Origin of the sequence: Salmonella sp. WC3 (assembly GCF_042932255.1) — a bacterium.
GTDB classification, from domain to species: domain Bacteria; phylum Pseudomonadota; class Gammaproteobacteria; order Enterobacterales; family Enterobacteriaceae; genus Salmonella; species Salmonella enterica.
Window position 1 is genome coordinate 4,100,794 of the sequence record NZ_CP170629.1, and the last position, 15,197, is coordinate 4,115,990.

Genomic DNA, 15,197 nt, shown 5'->3' on the forward strand with positions numbered 1-15,197 from the left:
ATAAGGCAATTTGAAAGACAAATAACAGGAGTCATTGTGGTAATTGGACCTTTTATTAACGCTGGCGCAATTTTATTCGGCGGCGTTATTGGCGCGCTGTTAAGTCAGCGTCTGCCAGAACGGATTCGCGTCTCAATGACGTCTATTTTTGGTCTGTGCTCTCTGGGAATTGGCATTCTGCTGGTGATGAAGTGCGCTAATCTCCCGGTGATGGTGCTGGCGACGCTGGTCGGCGCGCTCATCGGCGAGTTTTGTTTGCTGGAAAAAGGCATTAATGGCGCAGTCGCGAAAATCCAACAATTATTTATAGCATCGGGTAAGAAGCCGACACACGACTCATTTATTCAAAGTTACGTCGCTATCATTGTACTTTTTTGCGCCAGCGGCACCGGTATTTTCGGCGCGATGCATGAAGGGATGACCGGCGATCCAAACATTTTGATCGCTAAATCTTTTCTGGATTTTTTCACTGCCATTATTTTCGCCTGTTCGCTTGGCATCGCCGTTTCGGCGATTTGCGCACCGATGTTGATTATCCAGTTAACGCTTGCCGCCTGCGCCACCCTCATTCTTCCACTGACCACGCCGGCAATGATGGGCGACTTTAGCGCCGTGGGCGGACTGCTGCTGGTGGCGACCGGCTTGCGTGTATGTGGAATCAAAATGTTTCCGGTAGTGAATATGCTCCCGGCGCTGTTGCTGGCGATGCCGATCTCCGCCGCATGGGCGATGTTTTTTGCCTGATTCTGCGTGCAATAACAACAAAGTGGTGATAGATTGTGCAGTCTACGTTGATTTGAAGAAATTTCATTGACGAAGCGAGGCGATTACGGTTTAATGCGCCTCGTTGCCCGGATAGCTCAGTCGGTAGAGCAGGGGATTGAAAATCCCCGTGTCCTTGGTTCGATTCCGAGTCCGGGCACCACCTTTCTTTTTTTATGCTTTCTTATGAATACCTCGATGTCTTCAAGTCAATAAGTTTGAACATAGACTCTTTCCAGAAATTATTGCCATATGATCTCCATTAGACCAATATAAACGAATGCGTGATCATAATAAAGGCAGTAATAGTAAGTTTTAACATTAAACATACTGCGAAATTTCAATTAAGTTTCCATCAGGGTCCCTGATGTAGATAGACATTATCTCGCCTGTGGCTCCAGTTCTCTCAACCGGGCCTTCAACAATGGGAATGCCTGCCTGTAAGATCTCAGACACAACATCATTTATCGGTGTCGATGTAATAAAACATAAATCGGCAGATCCCGGCGTTGGTCTACTCGCTTTTGGTTCGAACTCCATTTCTTGCTGATGGAGGTTAATTTTTTGCGCTCCAAATATTAACGCTTTTCTGTTTTGTTTAAATGTTACCGCAGAAAAACCAAGTACCTCTTCGTAGAATCTTATTGTGGTTGATATATCAGATACCGTTAATACAAGGTGATCAATTCTGTCAATTATCATTTGAATAGACTCATGATGTTTATATTTTAGGGATGCTACATTAAAAAATAGCATTAACCTACTTTTAAATCAGATGCATTTTTTTTGCATCTACTCTAAGTTGCTGCCGAAAATTGGGATGTGCCAATTCAATGATGCTGAGCGCACGCTCGGTTGAAGAGAGCCCCTTCAGGTTTACGGAGCCAAATTCAGTGACTATCCAGTGCGTATCCGTTCGTGGGGTTGTTACAGGCCCCTCAAGGCGGGGAACAATACGAGAAATCGTATCATTCGCGGCCGTTGAGCGGGTCGTAATAATGGAACGACCTCCTTTAGATGCATATGCGCCTCTGACAAAATCCAATTGCCCTCCTGAAGCGCTGTACTGGTGTCCAAACAAATATTCAGAGTTACAGGCACCAGTGAGATCGATTTGTAAGGTAGCGTTAATGGAGACAACATTCTCATTTTGCGCAATGATCCCCGGATCGTTAACATAATCGACAGGCCGACTAAAAAAAGAGGGGTTGTCGTTGAGATAGTCATACATATCCTTTTGTCCCATAGCAAAAGTAAATACAGACATTCCCCGGTCGATATTTTTACGCTGGTTGGTAACGACGCCTTGTTGAATCAAACTTACCAACCCCGGATTCAGTGCCTCTGTATGGACCCCCAGATCATTATGTTCCTTGAGCGCATTACAGATGAGCTCCGGTAATGCGCCGACCCCCATCTGGAGACAAGCGCCATCTGGCACAAGAGAGGCGATAATCTGACTGATAGCAATATCTTCGGCTACGGCAGTACGTATTGGTAGTTCAATTAAAGGGACATGGTTTTCAACAATGGCGTCAATTTCTGAAATATGGATTGCAGCACCTTCTCCATGAACGCGTGGCATATATTTGTTAACTTCGACAATAAGCTTTTTAGCTGTCCTCGCAATCCGGGTGGAATAATCGTTTCCAGTTCCAAAATTAAAATAGCCATACTTATCCATAGGGGACACGGTGTGAATAAAGGTATCAATACCAATATCATCAGCCAGTAATCGCGTCGCCTGATGAAAATTTGAAGGTACATAGTTAACTATTTTTCGCCCGGAACTCTCAATCCCCTGACGTATTAAAGCCCGTTCAATACCGGTAATAAACATACTGTAGAGATGAATATAGTCACTTAGCTCATAACGGAAAATAGTGTTCCCGGCAATGCTGGCTGTTTCATAACAGTAAACCCGCAGATCGTTGATTTCTCCCCTTTTCGCTCGCTTTGCCAGCGCATTCAGCAAAGCTGGAGGCTCTGCTGCAAACATTCCCATAGAGAGGTGACTGCCGGAGGTAATTAAAGTAACCGCCTCGTCAGGCGTCACGCATTTTTCGGCATACACTGCATTAACATTCATCATGACTCTAAACCTCAGGGCGATTTCTCAATAAGCGGCGTCTTCTTCAGGCGAACATCCACAGCAATAAACTAACATTGTTCGTTCGAAGCGCATGACCTCTACACCATTCTGGTTAATACCACATGTCCGAACGGTAACGATGCCTTGTCCCGGGCGACTATTTGACAGGCGTTTGCTGAGTACAGTGCTTTCAGCATAAAGTGTATCCCCTGCGAAAACCGGATGGACGGCTTGTACCTTATCCCAGCCAAGATTGGCCACGACCTTGGCGCTGACAGTACGCACGCTCATACCGGTTAAAAGCGCCAGAGTGAACGTTGAATCAACCAGTAACTTTTTCCATTCCGTTTTGCTGGCGTAAGCCGCATCGAAATGGACCGGCTGCACATTGAGAGTGAGCAGGGTAAACCACACATTATCAGCGTCCAGAACCGTCCGGCCGGGACGATGTTCAAAAACATCACCGGGATGAAAATCCTCCCAGTAAAGACCCGAAATTTCTCGGTAGCGCCCCTCGCTAATGGTTTTATAAGCGGGTAATAACGTGTTCATAATCAATTCCTCTGTTAATAAAATCAGGAAAAGATCCCTGCCCGGGCGAGTAATCTCCGGGCCTGACGGGCAACGGCTGCATCTATCATCATGCCGCTAACGATCCCGACGCCTTTGGCATTCTCTGTCAGTACTGCACGAGCATGATTAATTTCTGCCGTTGTAGGAGTAAATGCGGCGTTGATTACACTAATCTGAGCGGGGTGAATAGCCGATTTTGCAGAAAAACCAAAACTGAGCGCCTGCAGCGTTTCCTCTTTCAGACCTGAAAAATCGCCTATATCAAAGAAGGGAGCATCTATTGCAAGAAGCCCTTTCATAGCGCAGGCAGCCACTATTCTGGCCCGCGCCAGCGCAAGAGGCTCCCAGGCGGGTGTGGCGCCAATGTCAGCCGCCATATCTGCGGCGCCAAACATCAACCCGCAGAGTCTGGGGGTGGCGTCCGCAATAGACTCTACGGCATTAAGCCCAACAACTGACTCAATAATGCCAATAAGGCGAGTATCAGAACCAGCCATCATGATAAGACTATCCACGATTTGCAGGTGCGCGGCTGACTCTGTTTTCGGAAGAATAATGTAATCAGGAAAAAAACGGCATTCCAGTAACATATGCAGGTCTTCAATGCCAGCATGAGTATTCATTCCATTAATTCTTAATGCTATTTTCAGCGATGAGTTTGGTCGGGATGAAAGGAACTGCATCGCAATTTTCCGGGCCTGCGCCTTGTCATTCGGGGTGACGGAATCTTCAAGATCGATAATAGAAATGTCCGCCGCACTTTCAACTGCTTTTATGAAACGTTCTGGTCGAATTGCTGGGGTAAAAAGCCAGCTACGTGTCGGTGTATGAGAAATATCGGGCATATTGCACCTCCTGTTAACCTCACTATGCGCTCGCTGGTTTCATTCTTCCAATATATGATGGTGCCATTCTTAATTGCTTTTGGAGATGAGGATGGAACTGCGCCATATTCGCTATTTTCTCGCCGTCGCTGAAGAGCGGCATTTCACGCGGGCTGCGACAAAATTAGGCATAGGTCAGCCGCCGCTAAGCCAACAGATTAAGGATCTGGAAAGAGAGCTGGGAGCGCAGCTATTCCGGAGAGTGCCTCATGGCGCGGAATTAACCGAGGCTGGAAAAGCATTTTATGATGTTGTTAAAGGGATGCCTGCTACCGCGACAAAAGCCGTGCTGGCGGCGCAGCGTGTCGCCAGGGGGGAGTCGGGCGTGTTAAAGGTGGGGTTTACTGCCTCTGCGGCATTTAACAGTGTGGTGCCCGGCGCAATCCGTACTTTCAAGCGGGCTTATCCTGACGTTCGTTTGCAGCTTGAGGAAGGAAATACAACCCAACTGGCTAATGAATTGAATGAAGGATCGCTGGATGTTGCCTTTCTGAGACCCGGTTTTACAGGCAATGAACGGTTCCAGCTCAGGTTACTGTCTGAAGAGCCAATGGTTATTGTGCTGGCAGAAACGCATCCTGCTGCGGCGTGTAAACAGATTGCACTCTCGATTCTCAAAGATGAGTTTTTTTTACTCTTCCCACGTGAAATCGGCCTGTCGCTTTATGACGCAGTGATCAAGGCCTGCGGTAAAGCGGGCTTTGAACCGAAAATTGGTCAACTCGTGCCGCAAATTTCGTCAGTCATTAACCTTGTGTCGGCAGAGATGGGCGTGTCGATGGTTCCAGATTCAATGAGACAGGTTAATGTCAAGGGAGTAGTATACCGCCCCGTTGCAGACCAGATGCCCGTCGCAAAACTGGCTCTGGCATACCGGCGCGGCGATACATCGCCAACGCTGAGAAACTTCATCCTGAAAGTCACTGGCTGAATGCAGTTACGTGAGCGTTGAATAATCATTTGAAACGTAACCAATAATTATTGGTCCGATTTTGTGTCTAAAGGAATCGCTAACGGAGCAGGAACTGGCTGCAATGTCTGTGGATCGACAGCCAGATAACGCCCGGTTTTACTGTCGATACCCACATAATCGATAAGCTTGCCTTTGGCATAAAGCACCATTGTCTGTTTTGCAAATGCCTCATATGCACTGCTCAGTATTTTCACTTTATCCACATAATCTGCTGCGAGATTATGCGTTTCCAGGGGGTCACGTTGCAGGTTGAATAATTCCCATGGAGCATTACCCGCCTGTGGGAATACTGTGACAAGACGACGCAATTTCCATTCCCCATCTATCCAGGCCGCCTGATTATGGAGTTCAACACCATATTGTGTGCGAGGCGCGTGCAGACTTTCACCGGTCAGATAGCGTTTAAAACTCACGCCGATCATTGGCAGTGTCGGTCTTTCAGATAATGATTTACTGGCATCAATACCTGCAAATTCATAGAGCGTGGGCGCAACATCATACGCCGCCATCGTGGCGTTATCTATGGCGCCATGATGGATGATACCAGGACCGGAAATCATAAAACTGGTATTAATTCCCCCCTGACCGCTGGTCGTTTTGTGATAGCGACCATAAGGCGCATTGCTGACATCAGCCCAGTGGGGACCATAAGAGATAAATGAATTTTTACGACCAATATTTTCGTAACGATTATCGAATTGCTTCCAAAAATCTGGTTCAGATTCATAGTGAAAGCCCTCTGCCGGATTCACCCCATTATCACTTAAGAAGACCAGAATCGTGTTTTTATCGCGCCCGGTCTTTTTTAATGTCTCAATAACGGTGCCAATCTGTGCATCCATATTGGCGATCATAGCAGCGTAAACCTGCATCACCTTCGCCGTATATTTCTGCTGTTCCCGGGTCATCGCCTGCCATTCTTTATCAAGTTCCAGTCCTGGCAGAGGTATGTCATCACGCAGGAAACCCAGTTTCTTCAAACGAGCAATACGCTGACGATAGACGTCTGCATAGCCCTGTTCATACTGACTTTTAAAACGACTAATCCATTCATCCGGCGCCTGCAGAGGATCATGTGGCGCAGTAAAGGCCAACCACGCGAAGATAGGTTGTTCCCGTGGCGTCTCGCTGATCCAGCGATTAATCTGGCTGGCATAGGCTTCGCTGGAGTAAAAACTGGAGGGCAGTGAAATGCGCTGATTGTCACGGGTATAATAGGTATGAAATATCTCCACGGTTCCCAGCGGCACGGCATCATCAAAGTGACTGGCGCCTCCCCCCATCAAGGCGAAAGAATGACGAAAGCCCCGCTCTTTTGGCGTCGAGCCTGGCGTAAAACCAAGATGCCATTTACCCGCCATCAGCGTATTGTAACCAGCATCTTTAAAGCGTTCAGCCATGGTCGTCACCCGATCAGTCAGGCGCAATTCATAGCCTTCCTTACCTATGGTATTTTCATACCACCACATACCGCCTATACCCGCTTGCTGACTGGTGTTCCCGGTTAATAGCATCGCACGGGCGGGAGCAGACATGGGAGACGTGTAATATTGACTCATCCGCACGCCGTTCTCAGCCATCGCCTGCAAATTAGGCGTTGGGATTTCCCCACCGAAGGAAGTGATATCAGAATATCCCATATCATCAGCGATAATCACGATAATATCAGGACGTTCGTTTTGCGTACTGTGTGCCGTACCGGAGAAGATAATGCTGAGTGTGGCAAGTGTTACTTCTTTTTTCACGGCTTATTCTCCATTTCAGACTACGGATGTTGTACAAGAGCGGCAGGCAAATGCGGCAAGAGGGACCATCAGCCCGAAAATCTGCCCATAACGTCAGCACGCCAGGCCTTCAGTCCATTCAGATTCCGGGGCCAGGCGCGTAGCGGAGCCAGAATCTCCGTGAAAAAAGAGTAATAGCCGCTACAAAGTCGGTTGTAGCCGGCACTGTTGATATGTGCGGGGCAGCCTCCCTGGCAGACTATTTTCACAGAACACCGTTGACACTCCCGGCGCTGGCTTTTCTTGATACCAAAGGGAAGCCGGGTTGCGGAATCTACGGCTGGCGCTAACGTATTATTAGCAAGCTGTCCCAGGTAATGCTGGCTATTAATCAGATGATCGCAGGCATAGAGTTTGCCGTCCGGCTCCATGACCAGATTCGTTCCGCAGCGGGCGGAATGGACACAGGTGGCGCTGATATGCGTAAAATATTGTGCCCATGCCTGGTCAATGTTGATCACAAAAACCCGTCCCATATCACCGCGTTTGCGCCATTGACGCCAGATATCAATCATGAAACGTCCCCAGTTATCCGCACTCAATTGGTAACGTTGCTGTAGGGCGTTGCCTTCGTTCATCAGTGGCTGAAATTGCAGATAACGAGCGCCAAGGCTAACAACATGATCGTAGATGGCTGCCGCATGGCGAGCCATGTCATCATGCACGACAATCAGTACATTAAAATCGACTCGATAGTGTTGTAACAATGTGATTCCCCGCAACACCGCCGGATAGCTGGCCTCGCCGCGTTTGCCCGGACGATGATGATTTTGCAAGTCTTCACTGCCCTCAAGACTGATGCCAATAGTAAAATTATTGTCGCGAAACAGACGGCACCAGGCATCGTTTAACAACGTCGCATTCGTTTGCAGACTATTACTGATCGTCACGCCGTCAGGCGCATATCGTTGTTGAAGCGCTATTACCTTTTTATAAAAACCGATTCCGGCTAAAAGCGGTTCACCGCCTTGCCAGACAAAATTAATTTCACGCGCACTGGCAGGTTGCGCCGCAATATAGCGACAAATAAAAACCTCCAGCGTTGATTCATTCATTTTTTCTACGGGCGTTTCGCCCTGTGGGTAATAACAATAGCGGCAGGCCAGATTACATGCAGGGCCTATGGGTTTTGCCAATATATGAAAGGGTATCTGCGCGCGATATTCCGTCATTACGGGGATTTGTTGTTGCCGTAATGTGTTGAGATTCAACATTATTCTGTCCTGTAATTATCATTTCTGATGCGGAGACATGACTCACATTTCGCAATAGCGTTCGTCTGGCGCTGCGGGCAGAATGCCGAGAGCAGGCTGTATCTATTGATACGCCGGTTTTCTGCATAGCGCATGACGCTATTGAAATGTTATTTAGCAAATCCTGTCTGAGCCAGAAATTAAGTCTCTGTTAACCTGCGCTATTACAGAAAATCATAGAACAGGCGTCTCAAAAGAATATCGTCCTGAAGGACGAGAACTCACGGCATTTTCAGGAGATGAGTCAACCGCGACAGAAAAAATTATATTAATAATTTTAAATTATTTTTTAGAAAACCAGACAGGATTTAAATTAAAATCATTTATTTTCAATATGTTATAAAAAATACCGCAACATACGTCACATTATTAACATGTGAATGATTGTGTTAACCGAATGTAAATTGTATGTTTCAACATACCACTATTTTACTGCGCCCCGACGCGCTCATCCGGATGGAAGGAGATAACATGTCAGCCTTATCAACTACTGGCCATAATGACGGGATCACTCTCCATTGCTTACAGAGCATTGCGCAACTCATTCCTCTGTCGTCGGCGGTTTTTTATCGTGTTAATGCTTATTTAAAGCCGGAAGCCTATGTTTTACATAATATTTCTAATAGCACACACCAACAATATCTGGAGCATTTTCAACCATTAGACCCGCTATCGCCTTCCCGATTCGGCCAACAGGTTATTACAGTAGCGACGATGACGCCCGGCATCTGTGCTCGTCATCGCCATTATTATCATGAATTTATGCTACCTAATCATGTGTGCGACATGATTGAGATCTTTATTCGTCGGGGCCATCGTATTATCGCGGGCATTTCATTAATGCGCGATATACCTTTTTCCAGCGAAGAGCGTTTGCGAGCCCAGGCAGTACAACCATTACTGGGACTGGCAATTCATGATTCTCTTCAGGAAAACAACGATCTGGCGTCAATATTGACCGCCAAAGAGCGTGAAATTGTGGGAATGGTCTGCGAAGGGGCCAGCAACAAATTGATTGCCCGTCAGTTGAATATTTCTCTCTCAACAGTGAAAACGCATTTACGTAATATTTTTGCTAAAACAGAAGTGATAAATCGCACGGAACTGGTTTCCCGAACCAGAATGTCCTCGGTACAACATTCACTGAATATGTGAAAGCGTTCTTTTTAACCCGCGTCAATTGCGGGTCTTTTCCCCATATGTCATATATGCCTGAATTAATACCACCCTCTGAGCTGATGCCGCAATAAAATGTCATATTATCTGGCGTCGGTATCCTGTTGCAGCCATTGATTCATGGCCTGATTGATCATATTTATCACACTAAGCAGAAGAACACGCTGGTGCCGCTCAAGCCGCAGATAACGGCGCAGCGGCGGCATTTTACAAACCACTTCGCTCGCAGCCCATAGCTCAACGCTGCAATACCATTCCTTATGATGTAAAACCAGCGTGAACCGACGATAATCCAGTTCACTCAGAGCCTGTTGTAAATTGGGGAAACGATTAAGATAGTTAATCAGCCCGGCGGAACTTTTGCTGCCAGTAAAAATGACGGGATAACGTTTCAGCCATCCGGGCTGATGAACGCGAATTTTGCCCTGCAAAGGATAATTGATTGTGCCTTTCACCCTGAATTCACAACTGTGAATACTGGCCATGAATAACCGTTTTTGCTGAACATGGCAGATAACCTGGGTAAATGCATTCAGATGCAGCACGGCGCTATGTTCGGTCAATTTTTCACAACGCCAGCCGCTCAAATCACGTAACACCATATTCATTAATGCGTTCTTAAACCAGGGGACGGAGGACATCTGGCGTCATCTCTTCATTGTTTCGCTTTTCATAATTGCCCATCGCCCGTTCCACGACCTCTTCTACCGGAAGCGGGAGGAAAGGATTAACCCGTTGCACACATAATGTCCAGAATAAGGCATAGGCGGCAGTCAATCCAAGCATAATACCGAATGGTATAAGTACATCCCGACTGTTCATTCCTGGAGGCGCGATATTAATAATGGCGATAATAATACCCACGCTCGAAATAATCTGAGGTAAGGGAAACCAGGGGGCCCGGTAAGCGCGTGGTAAATCGGGGCGCCGAATACGTAAGATAACGACCGATAACGTTACCAGCAGATAAGCTACTCCCCAGGCGCAGACCGCAGCGAGGATCAGCGGAACAATGTGGTCGATATCACCGTTCAGATACCAGGCATGTAAACAGGGAATCGCAACACCGAATGCGATGGCGATAACCGGTGTTTTAAAGCGGGGGTGCAACCAGGTCAGAAACCGCGGCAAAGCGCCGTCCAGCGCCATGCCGTATATAATACGCGGTACTGCCGCCATTAGCGTATTAATCGTCGCACATCCCGCTAACAACAACCCCACGCCCAGCCAGTATTGCCCGACATGTCCCATGACACGATTGGCAAAGGCGGGAATAGCCATCGGCGTATCCAGTAAAAAGATATGGTTTGCCGCATCGACCACCACATTATTTACCTGCCGGTTAATCGCAGCGCCATAGAGGAACATACAACCTGCCACCGCTAAAAGGCCAAGCGCCATTGCTCTGGGAATCGTACGATGCGCTTTTTTAATTTCCGGCGCCATTGGCGTGACCAGTTCACAACCGACGAACATAAACATCGCCATGCCTATATAACCAAACAGACCAGAAAGATTACTGACATCAAGCGGTGCGCCAAACCACCCGGAATGATGAGTGACCGGGGATAACAGGATCCCGCATAAACCGAAGATGGTCAGGGTAGTCCACATACCGAATGTAAGAAACACTTCCACCTTGCCAAATACTTCAACACCAATGGCATTCAGTAACCCGAAAACCACTACCATGCCGACGCCAACCATCCAGGTATTGTGCTGCATGGCCACGTGTTCGCTAACAGACTCAAAGTTCACCAGCGCCATGACGCCAGCGAGAATCGTTTCTGCCGTGCCGGCAAAAATGTGTACGATCAGGTAAGCGCAAAGCGCACCGGTGATAGCGAAAAAACGCCCCATCCCGCAGGAGATATAGTCGTAGACGGAGCCAGTCGTGGGAATGAGCGTTGCCGCTTCGGCAAAGGTGGTAATCTGCGCTTGCATCATAATAAATGCCAGTAATACCGCAAGAGCAAAGGTATCTCCCCCTGAGCCAAAACCACTGGTCACGGTCAGGATCACCGGGCTTGCCATAATCAGCCCAACGGAGCTGGCAAGCGTCGTGGGGAAACCAATAACGCCACGTTCAAGATGGCTGGCAAGTCTGTTTTTAAACATGGTCAACCTCTTCACTATTATTACAACAATAAATTACCGCTCCGGAATAACGCTTATTTATGGCAGGCACCGTATCTAACAGGTATCGTCCTGAAGAGGGATAACGGTAAATAACGTTGTGACGCCGTCCCCGCATGCGTTAATAGCAAGTGGGGAGCGCGTTATTCTCCCCAGTGATGCCAACGCTACTGACGAACAATTAAAGGATTCAACCCTGTTTATGGCTTTCAACGTTTGCCAGATAATGTTTTACAAAACGGGGCGTTAAAACTTTCCATGCCACTTCGGTTCCCTGTTCAACAAACCAACTATCGCCCGGTGAAAAACGTATCGGTTCCTGACCCGCGACAGTGAGTTCCACTTCCCCTTCCAGCACGGTTGCGTGCTCGGTAAAGGGATAAATCATCGTGAAACCGCCGCGGGTCGATGAAAACAGTCCACAGGTAAATACGTCCTCAGGTTTACCGTAAATCATCGCAACGGCGACCTGGGGATCGCCTTCTGTTGGCAACGCCCCCAACAGGCTGACACTCCCGATTGGCTGTAATTCAGGAACAGGTTGATTGAGTTTAAAAGCGTGCATTAATGTTCTCCTGGTTAATTCCGGCCTTTCCAGAAACCGGCTGTTTGATGTATCAGTTTTCCCGCACTGACCAGCAATAGACGTAGACTGTCGCGACCATAAATTGTCGCGTGGGGAATGCTACTCATCAGACGATACCGCTCGGAACCGCCATTTACTCCTTCGGCCAGGATTTTGCATACAATATGGGAAGGCGTGACGCCAAATCCGGAATAACCCTGAACATAAAAAACATTATTGTGTTCACGAAGCGTGCCAATCTGCGGAAACAGATTCGCGCTACAGGCCATCGGTCCGCCCCAGGCAAAATCGATTTTAACGTCTTTCAAATAAGGGAAGACCTCCGTCAACAGAGTGCGGTTCCAGGCAGCAAAATCGTGCGGGGTATATTCAAGAAACCTTGTGGCGCTGCCAAACAGCAGACGGTTTTCTTTTGTGAGACGGTAGTAATTTATCACCGGGCGGATATCGCTAAAAGCCCCGCGCAAGGGACTGATCCGCTCAACAAGCTCGCTGGAGAGAGGTTCTGTAGAGACCTGATAAGAATAAGTAACCAGCGTTTTCTTATAAATTTCTGGTTCCAGATTATTGAGAAAACTATCACAGGCCCACAGCAATTTGGCTGCTTTTACGCTGCCCATCGCAGTACGTACCCGCACAGTTTTACCGTAACTGACCTCAACCACAGGTGAATATTCGAATATCTTCACCCCCAGCGAATTCGCAGCCTGAGCGGAGCCCAGCAATAAATTCAGCGAGTGGACATGCCCTCCCCCCATATGCTTGAGAACACCGCAGTAGACGTCGGAACCGATAACCTGCTGCACGTCTTTACCGGTATAGAGTTCAATATCGTCTTCCGGCGTAGCGGCTTTGAATTCTTTTTCCCATTGTTGCAGCGTTTTTAACTGCCGCTGGTTGTAGGCCAGATAACCATATCCGGGGACAAAATCAGCATCAATATGGTATTTACGAATTCGCTCCCGAATAATGCCTGCGCCGAGGTTCGAGATTTTAAACAGCGTCTCCATTCCCGCTGCGCCTACATATTTTTTAACGGCTTCGATGTCGTGACCTATACCGGCCATTACCTGACCGCCGTTTCGTCCGGTGCCGCCATACCCAAGATGACGGGCTTCCAGAACGACAACATTAGTGATCCCCTGCTCCGCCAGTTCCAGCGCTATATTGATGCCTGAAAAGCCACCGCCAATGATCACCACATCGGCATCAATATCGTCTTGCAGAGCAGGAAAATGCAACGGGTATTTTTTCGTCGCGCCGTAGTAATTCAACGCATCGATTTTTGTATTCATCGCGTTACCTTGTCATCACGCTTGACTAAGACCGCTATCACAGCACGGTAACGTTTTACAAAATATCGTCCGGAAGAATGACGTTCTTTGGAACGATATTCAGTTCCAGGCAAGTATGTTGAGATAGAAAAACGTACATTCCTGACCTACAGGCACTTCTGATGAGCGACGTGACATTACTTGCCGAAGTAACGACTTTTTTACGCCAACGACACGGACAATTTATTGCAGGTGAACGTCAGGCCGGAAACGGCACGAACTTCTCGGTCACTAACCCAGCCACCGGCAAAATCATCGCCGACGTTGTGTCGGCAACCCCTGCGCAGGCAGAAGAGGCCATGCAGAGCGCCAGACGGGCGTTTGATGTCTGGCGTAAAATGCCAACGTTACAACGCGGCGCATTACTGCTGAAACTGGCTGATATTCTTGCCGCTCATCGTGAAGAGTTAGCTCAACTGGAAAGCGTCTGTTCAGGTAAAACGATTACGCTGTCGCGCGGTCTTGAACTCGCTCAGTCAGTGGCCTTCCTGCGTTACTTTGCCGGTTGGGCAGGAAAAATAACCGGTGAAACGCTGAATGTCTCCCTGCCATCAATGGGAGAAGAGAGATACACCGCGTTTACCCAACGCCAACCCATTGGTGTGGTCGTCGGTATTGTGCCGTGGAATTTCTCAATTATGATTGCTATCTGGAAACTGGCCGCAGCGCTGGTATGTGGCTGCACCATCGTCATTAAACCAAGTGAATATACCCCGCTGACACTGCTGCGAGTCGCTGAACTGGCGAAAGAGGCAGGTTTCCCTGATGGCGTAATTAACGTGGTAAACGGTGCTGGCGGTGAGATAGCGCAACAGCTGATCGCGCATCCAGATTGCGCCAAAGTGAGTTTCACCGGGTCAGTCGCGACAGGTGAGAAAGTCCGGCGTTCGGCAACATCGTCAGGAAAACGCGTTACCCTCGAACTGGGAGGGAAAAATGCGGCGCTGTTTCTCAATGATCTCACGGCACAAGCCATGGTCAACGGTATTCTTGAAGCCGGTTATCTGAATCAAGGGCAAATTTGTGCTGCCGCAGAGCGTTTTTATCTGCCCCAGGAAAAACTGGATACGGTCATGACGCTCCTCAGACAACGGTTATCGGAGATCGTGCCCGGCTCGCCTTTAGATGAAAAAACGGTGATGGGCCCGCTGGCGAATCAGGTTCAGCTTGAAAAAGTGCTGCGTCTGATTCAACGTGCACGGGAAGAAGGGGATACCATTGTTTATGGCGGTGAAACTTTACCCGGCGGAGGGTTCTTTTTACAGCCGACAGCGGTAAAAGTGCGTAGTAAAAACAGTACGCTGATGCACGAGGAGACCTTTGGCCCTGTCTGTAGCTTTATTGGTTATCAGAATGAAAAAGAGGCGCTTTCGCATATCAACGCTTCGCCATTCGGCCTTGCTGCAAGTGTGTGGTCGGAAAATATGTCTAAGGCATTACGCTACGCTGAAGATATTGATGCTGGCATGGTGTGGGTCAATATGCATACCTTCCTCGATCCCGCGGTACCCTTTGGAGGGATGAAAGGATCGGGTAGTGGTCGTGAATTTGGCAGCGCGTTTATTGATGACTATACCGAACTTAAATCGGTCATGGTCCGTTATTAACCATCCTGAAAATGATGCAGGCAGATCAACCATACCG

The 15,197-nt window shown here is 48.1% G+C and carries 14 protein-coding genes and 1 tRNA gene; 5 read left to right on the top strand and 10 right to left on the bottom strand.

Annotated elements, in window-relative coordinates; genetic code table 11:
• Positions 1–36 precede the first annotated feature (36 nt).
• Both ACFK9X_RS20055 and ACFK9X_RS20060 read left to right on the top strand, forming a co-directional pair.
• A complete protein-coding gene (locus ACFK9X_RS20055) occupies positions 37–744 on the top strand; it encodes a DUF554 domain-containing protein (protein WP_000234462.1) in 708 nt (235 codons plus the stop codon).
• A 105-nt stretch (positions 745–849) separates the two neighbouring features.
• A tRNA-Phe gene (locus ACFK9X_RS20060) sits at positions 850–925 on the top strand.
• 158 nt (positions 926–1,083) lie between these two features.
• Here the strand turns inward: ACFK9X_RS20060 and ACFK9X_RS20065 are convergent.
• The 4 genes from ACFK9X_RS20065 to ripC form a co-directional block, all read right to left on the bottom strand.
• Positions 1,084–1,464, bottom strand: a complete 381-nt coding sequence (locus tag ACFK9X_RS20065; protein WP_000582672.1) for a VOC family protein — start codon at positions 1,462–1,464, stop codon at positions 1,084–1,086.
• A gap of 64 nt (positions 1,465–1,528) precedes the next feature.
• On the bottom strand, positions 1,529–2,854 hold the full coding sequence (ripA, locus tag ACFK9X_RS20070) for an itaconate CoA-transferase RipA/Ict (RefSeq protein WP_000982336.1): 1,326 nt from the start codon (positions 2,852–2,854) through the stop codon (positions 1,529–1,531).
• A gap of 24 nt (positions 2,855–2,878) precedes the next feature.
• Entirely contained in the window at positions 2,879–3,406 is a 528-nt protein-coding gene (ripB, locus tag ACFK9X_RS20075) for a (R)-specific enoyl-CoA hydratase RipB/Ich (protein WP_001094307.1), read from the bottom strand.
• 23 nt (positions 3,407–3,429) lie between these two features.
• Positions 3,430–4,272: an itaconate degradation C-C-lyase RipC gene (ripC, locus tag ACFK9X_RS20080; RefSeq protein ID WP_001112897.1), complete on the bottom strand. Its 843-nt coding sequence runs from the start codon at positions 4,270–4,272 to the stop codon at positions 3,430–3,432.
• A 91-nt stretch (positions 4,273–4,363) separates the two neighbouring features.
• Between ripC and ripR the strand changes: the two genes are divergently transcribed.
• Positions 4,364–5,242: an itaconate degradation transcriptional regulator RipR gene (gene ripR, locus ACFK9X_RS20085; protein ID WP_151117503.1), complete on the top strand. Its 879-nt coding sequence runs from the start codon at positions 4,364–4,366 to the stop codon at positions 5,240–5,242.
• Positions 5,243–5,289: 47 nt separating this feature from the next.
• Here the strand turns inward: ripR and ACFK9X_RS20090 are convergent, their stop codons facing one another.
• Together ACFK9X_RS20090 and ACFK9X_RS20095 are read right to left on the bottom strand one after the other, a co-directional pair.
• On the bottom strand, positions 5,290–7,029 hold the full coding sequence (locus ACFK9X_RS20090) for an arylsulfatase (RefSeq protein ID WP_151117505.1): 1,740 nt from the start codon (positions 7,027–7,029) through the stop codon (positions 5,290–5,292).
• 68 nt (positions 7,030–7,097) lie between these two features.
• Entirely contained in the window at positions 7,098–8,282 is a 1,185-nt protein-coding gene (locus ACFK9X_RS20095) for an anaerobic sulfatase maturase (RefSeq protein WP_151117507.1), read from the bottom strand.
• 510 nt (positions 8,283–8,792) lie between these two features.
• Here ACFK9X_RS20095 and ACFK9X_RS20100 point away from each other — a divergent pair.
• Positions 8,793–9,476: a LuxR family transcriptional regulator gene (locus ACFK9X_RS20100; protein WP_151117510.1), complete on the top strand. Its 684-nt coding sequence runs from the start codon at positions 8,793–8,795 to the stop codon at positions 9,474–9,476.
• Between the two features lie 104 nt (positions 9,477–9,580).
• Here ACFK9X_RS20100 and ACFK9X_RS20105 read toward each other — a convergent pair whose 3' ends face one another.
• The 4 genes from ACFK9X_RS20105 to ACFK9X_RS20120 form a co-directional block, all read right to left on the bottom strand.
• A complete protein-coding gene (locus ACFK9X_RS20105; RefSeq protein WP_151117511.1) occupies positions 9,581–10,138 on the bottom strand; it encodes a DUF3156 family protein in 558 nt (185 codons plus the stop codon).
• Positions 10,116–11,615 (bottom strand): APC family permease, encoded by a 1,500-nt coding sequence (locus ACFK9X_RS20110; RefSeq protein WP_000475960.1) that lies wholly within the window; start codon positions 11,613–11,615, stop codon positions 10,116–10,118. The genes ACFK9X_RS20105 and ACFK9X_RS20110 overlap by 23 nt, the downstream gene beginning before the upstream one ends.
• A 208-nt stretch (positions 11,616–11,823) precedes the next feature.
• Positions 11,824–12,198, bottom strand: a complete 375-nt coding sequence (locus ACFK9X_RS20115; RefSeq protein ID WP_000542980.1) for a cupin domain-containing protein — start codon at positions 12,196–12,198, stop codon at positions 11,824–11,826.
• 14 nt (positions 12,199–12,212) lie between these two features.
• A complete protein-coding gene (locus ACFK9X_RS20120; protein ID WP_151117513.1) occupies positions 12,213–13,514 on the bottom strand; it encodes an FAD-binding oxidoreductase in 1,302 nt (433 codons plus the stop codon).
• Between the two features lie 161 nt (positions 13,515–13,675).
• On the opposite strand from ACFK9X_RS20120, the gene ACFK9X_RS20125 reads away from it, so the two are divergent.
• Complete coding sequence (locus tag ACFK9X_RS20125; RefSeq protein WP_151117516.1) at positions 13,676–15,160, top strand: NAD-dependent phenylacetaldehyde dehydrogenase; 1,485 nt, start codon at positions 13,676–13,678, stop codon at positions 15,158–15,160.
• Positions 15,161–15,197 lie beyond the last annotated feature (37 nt).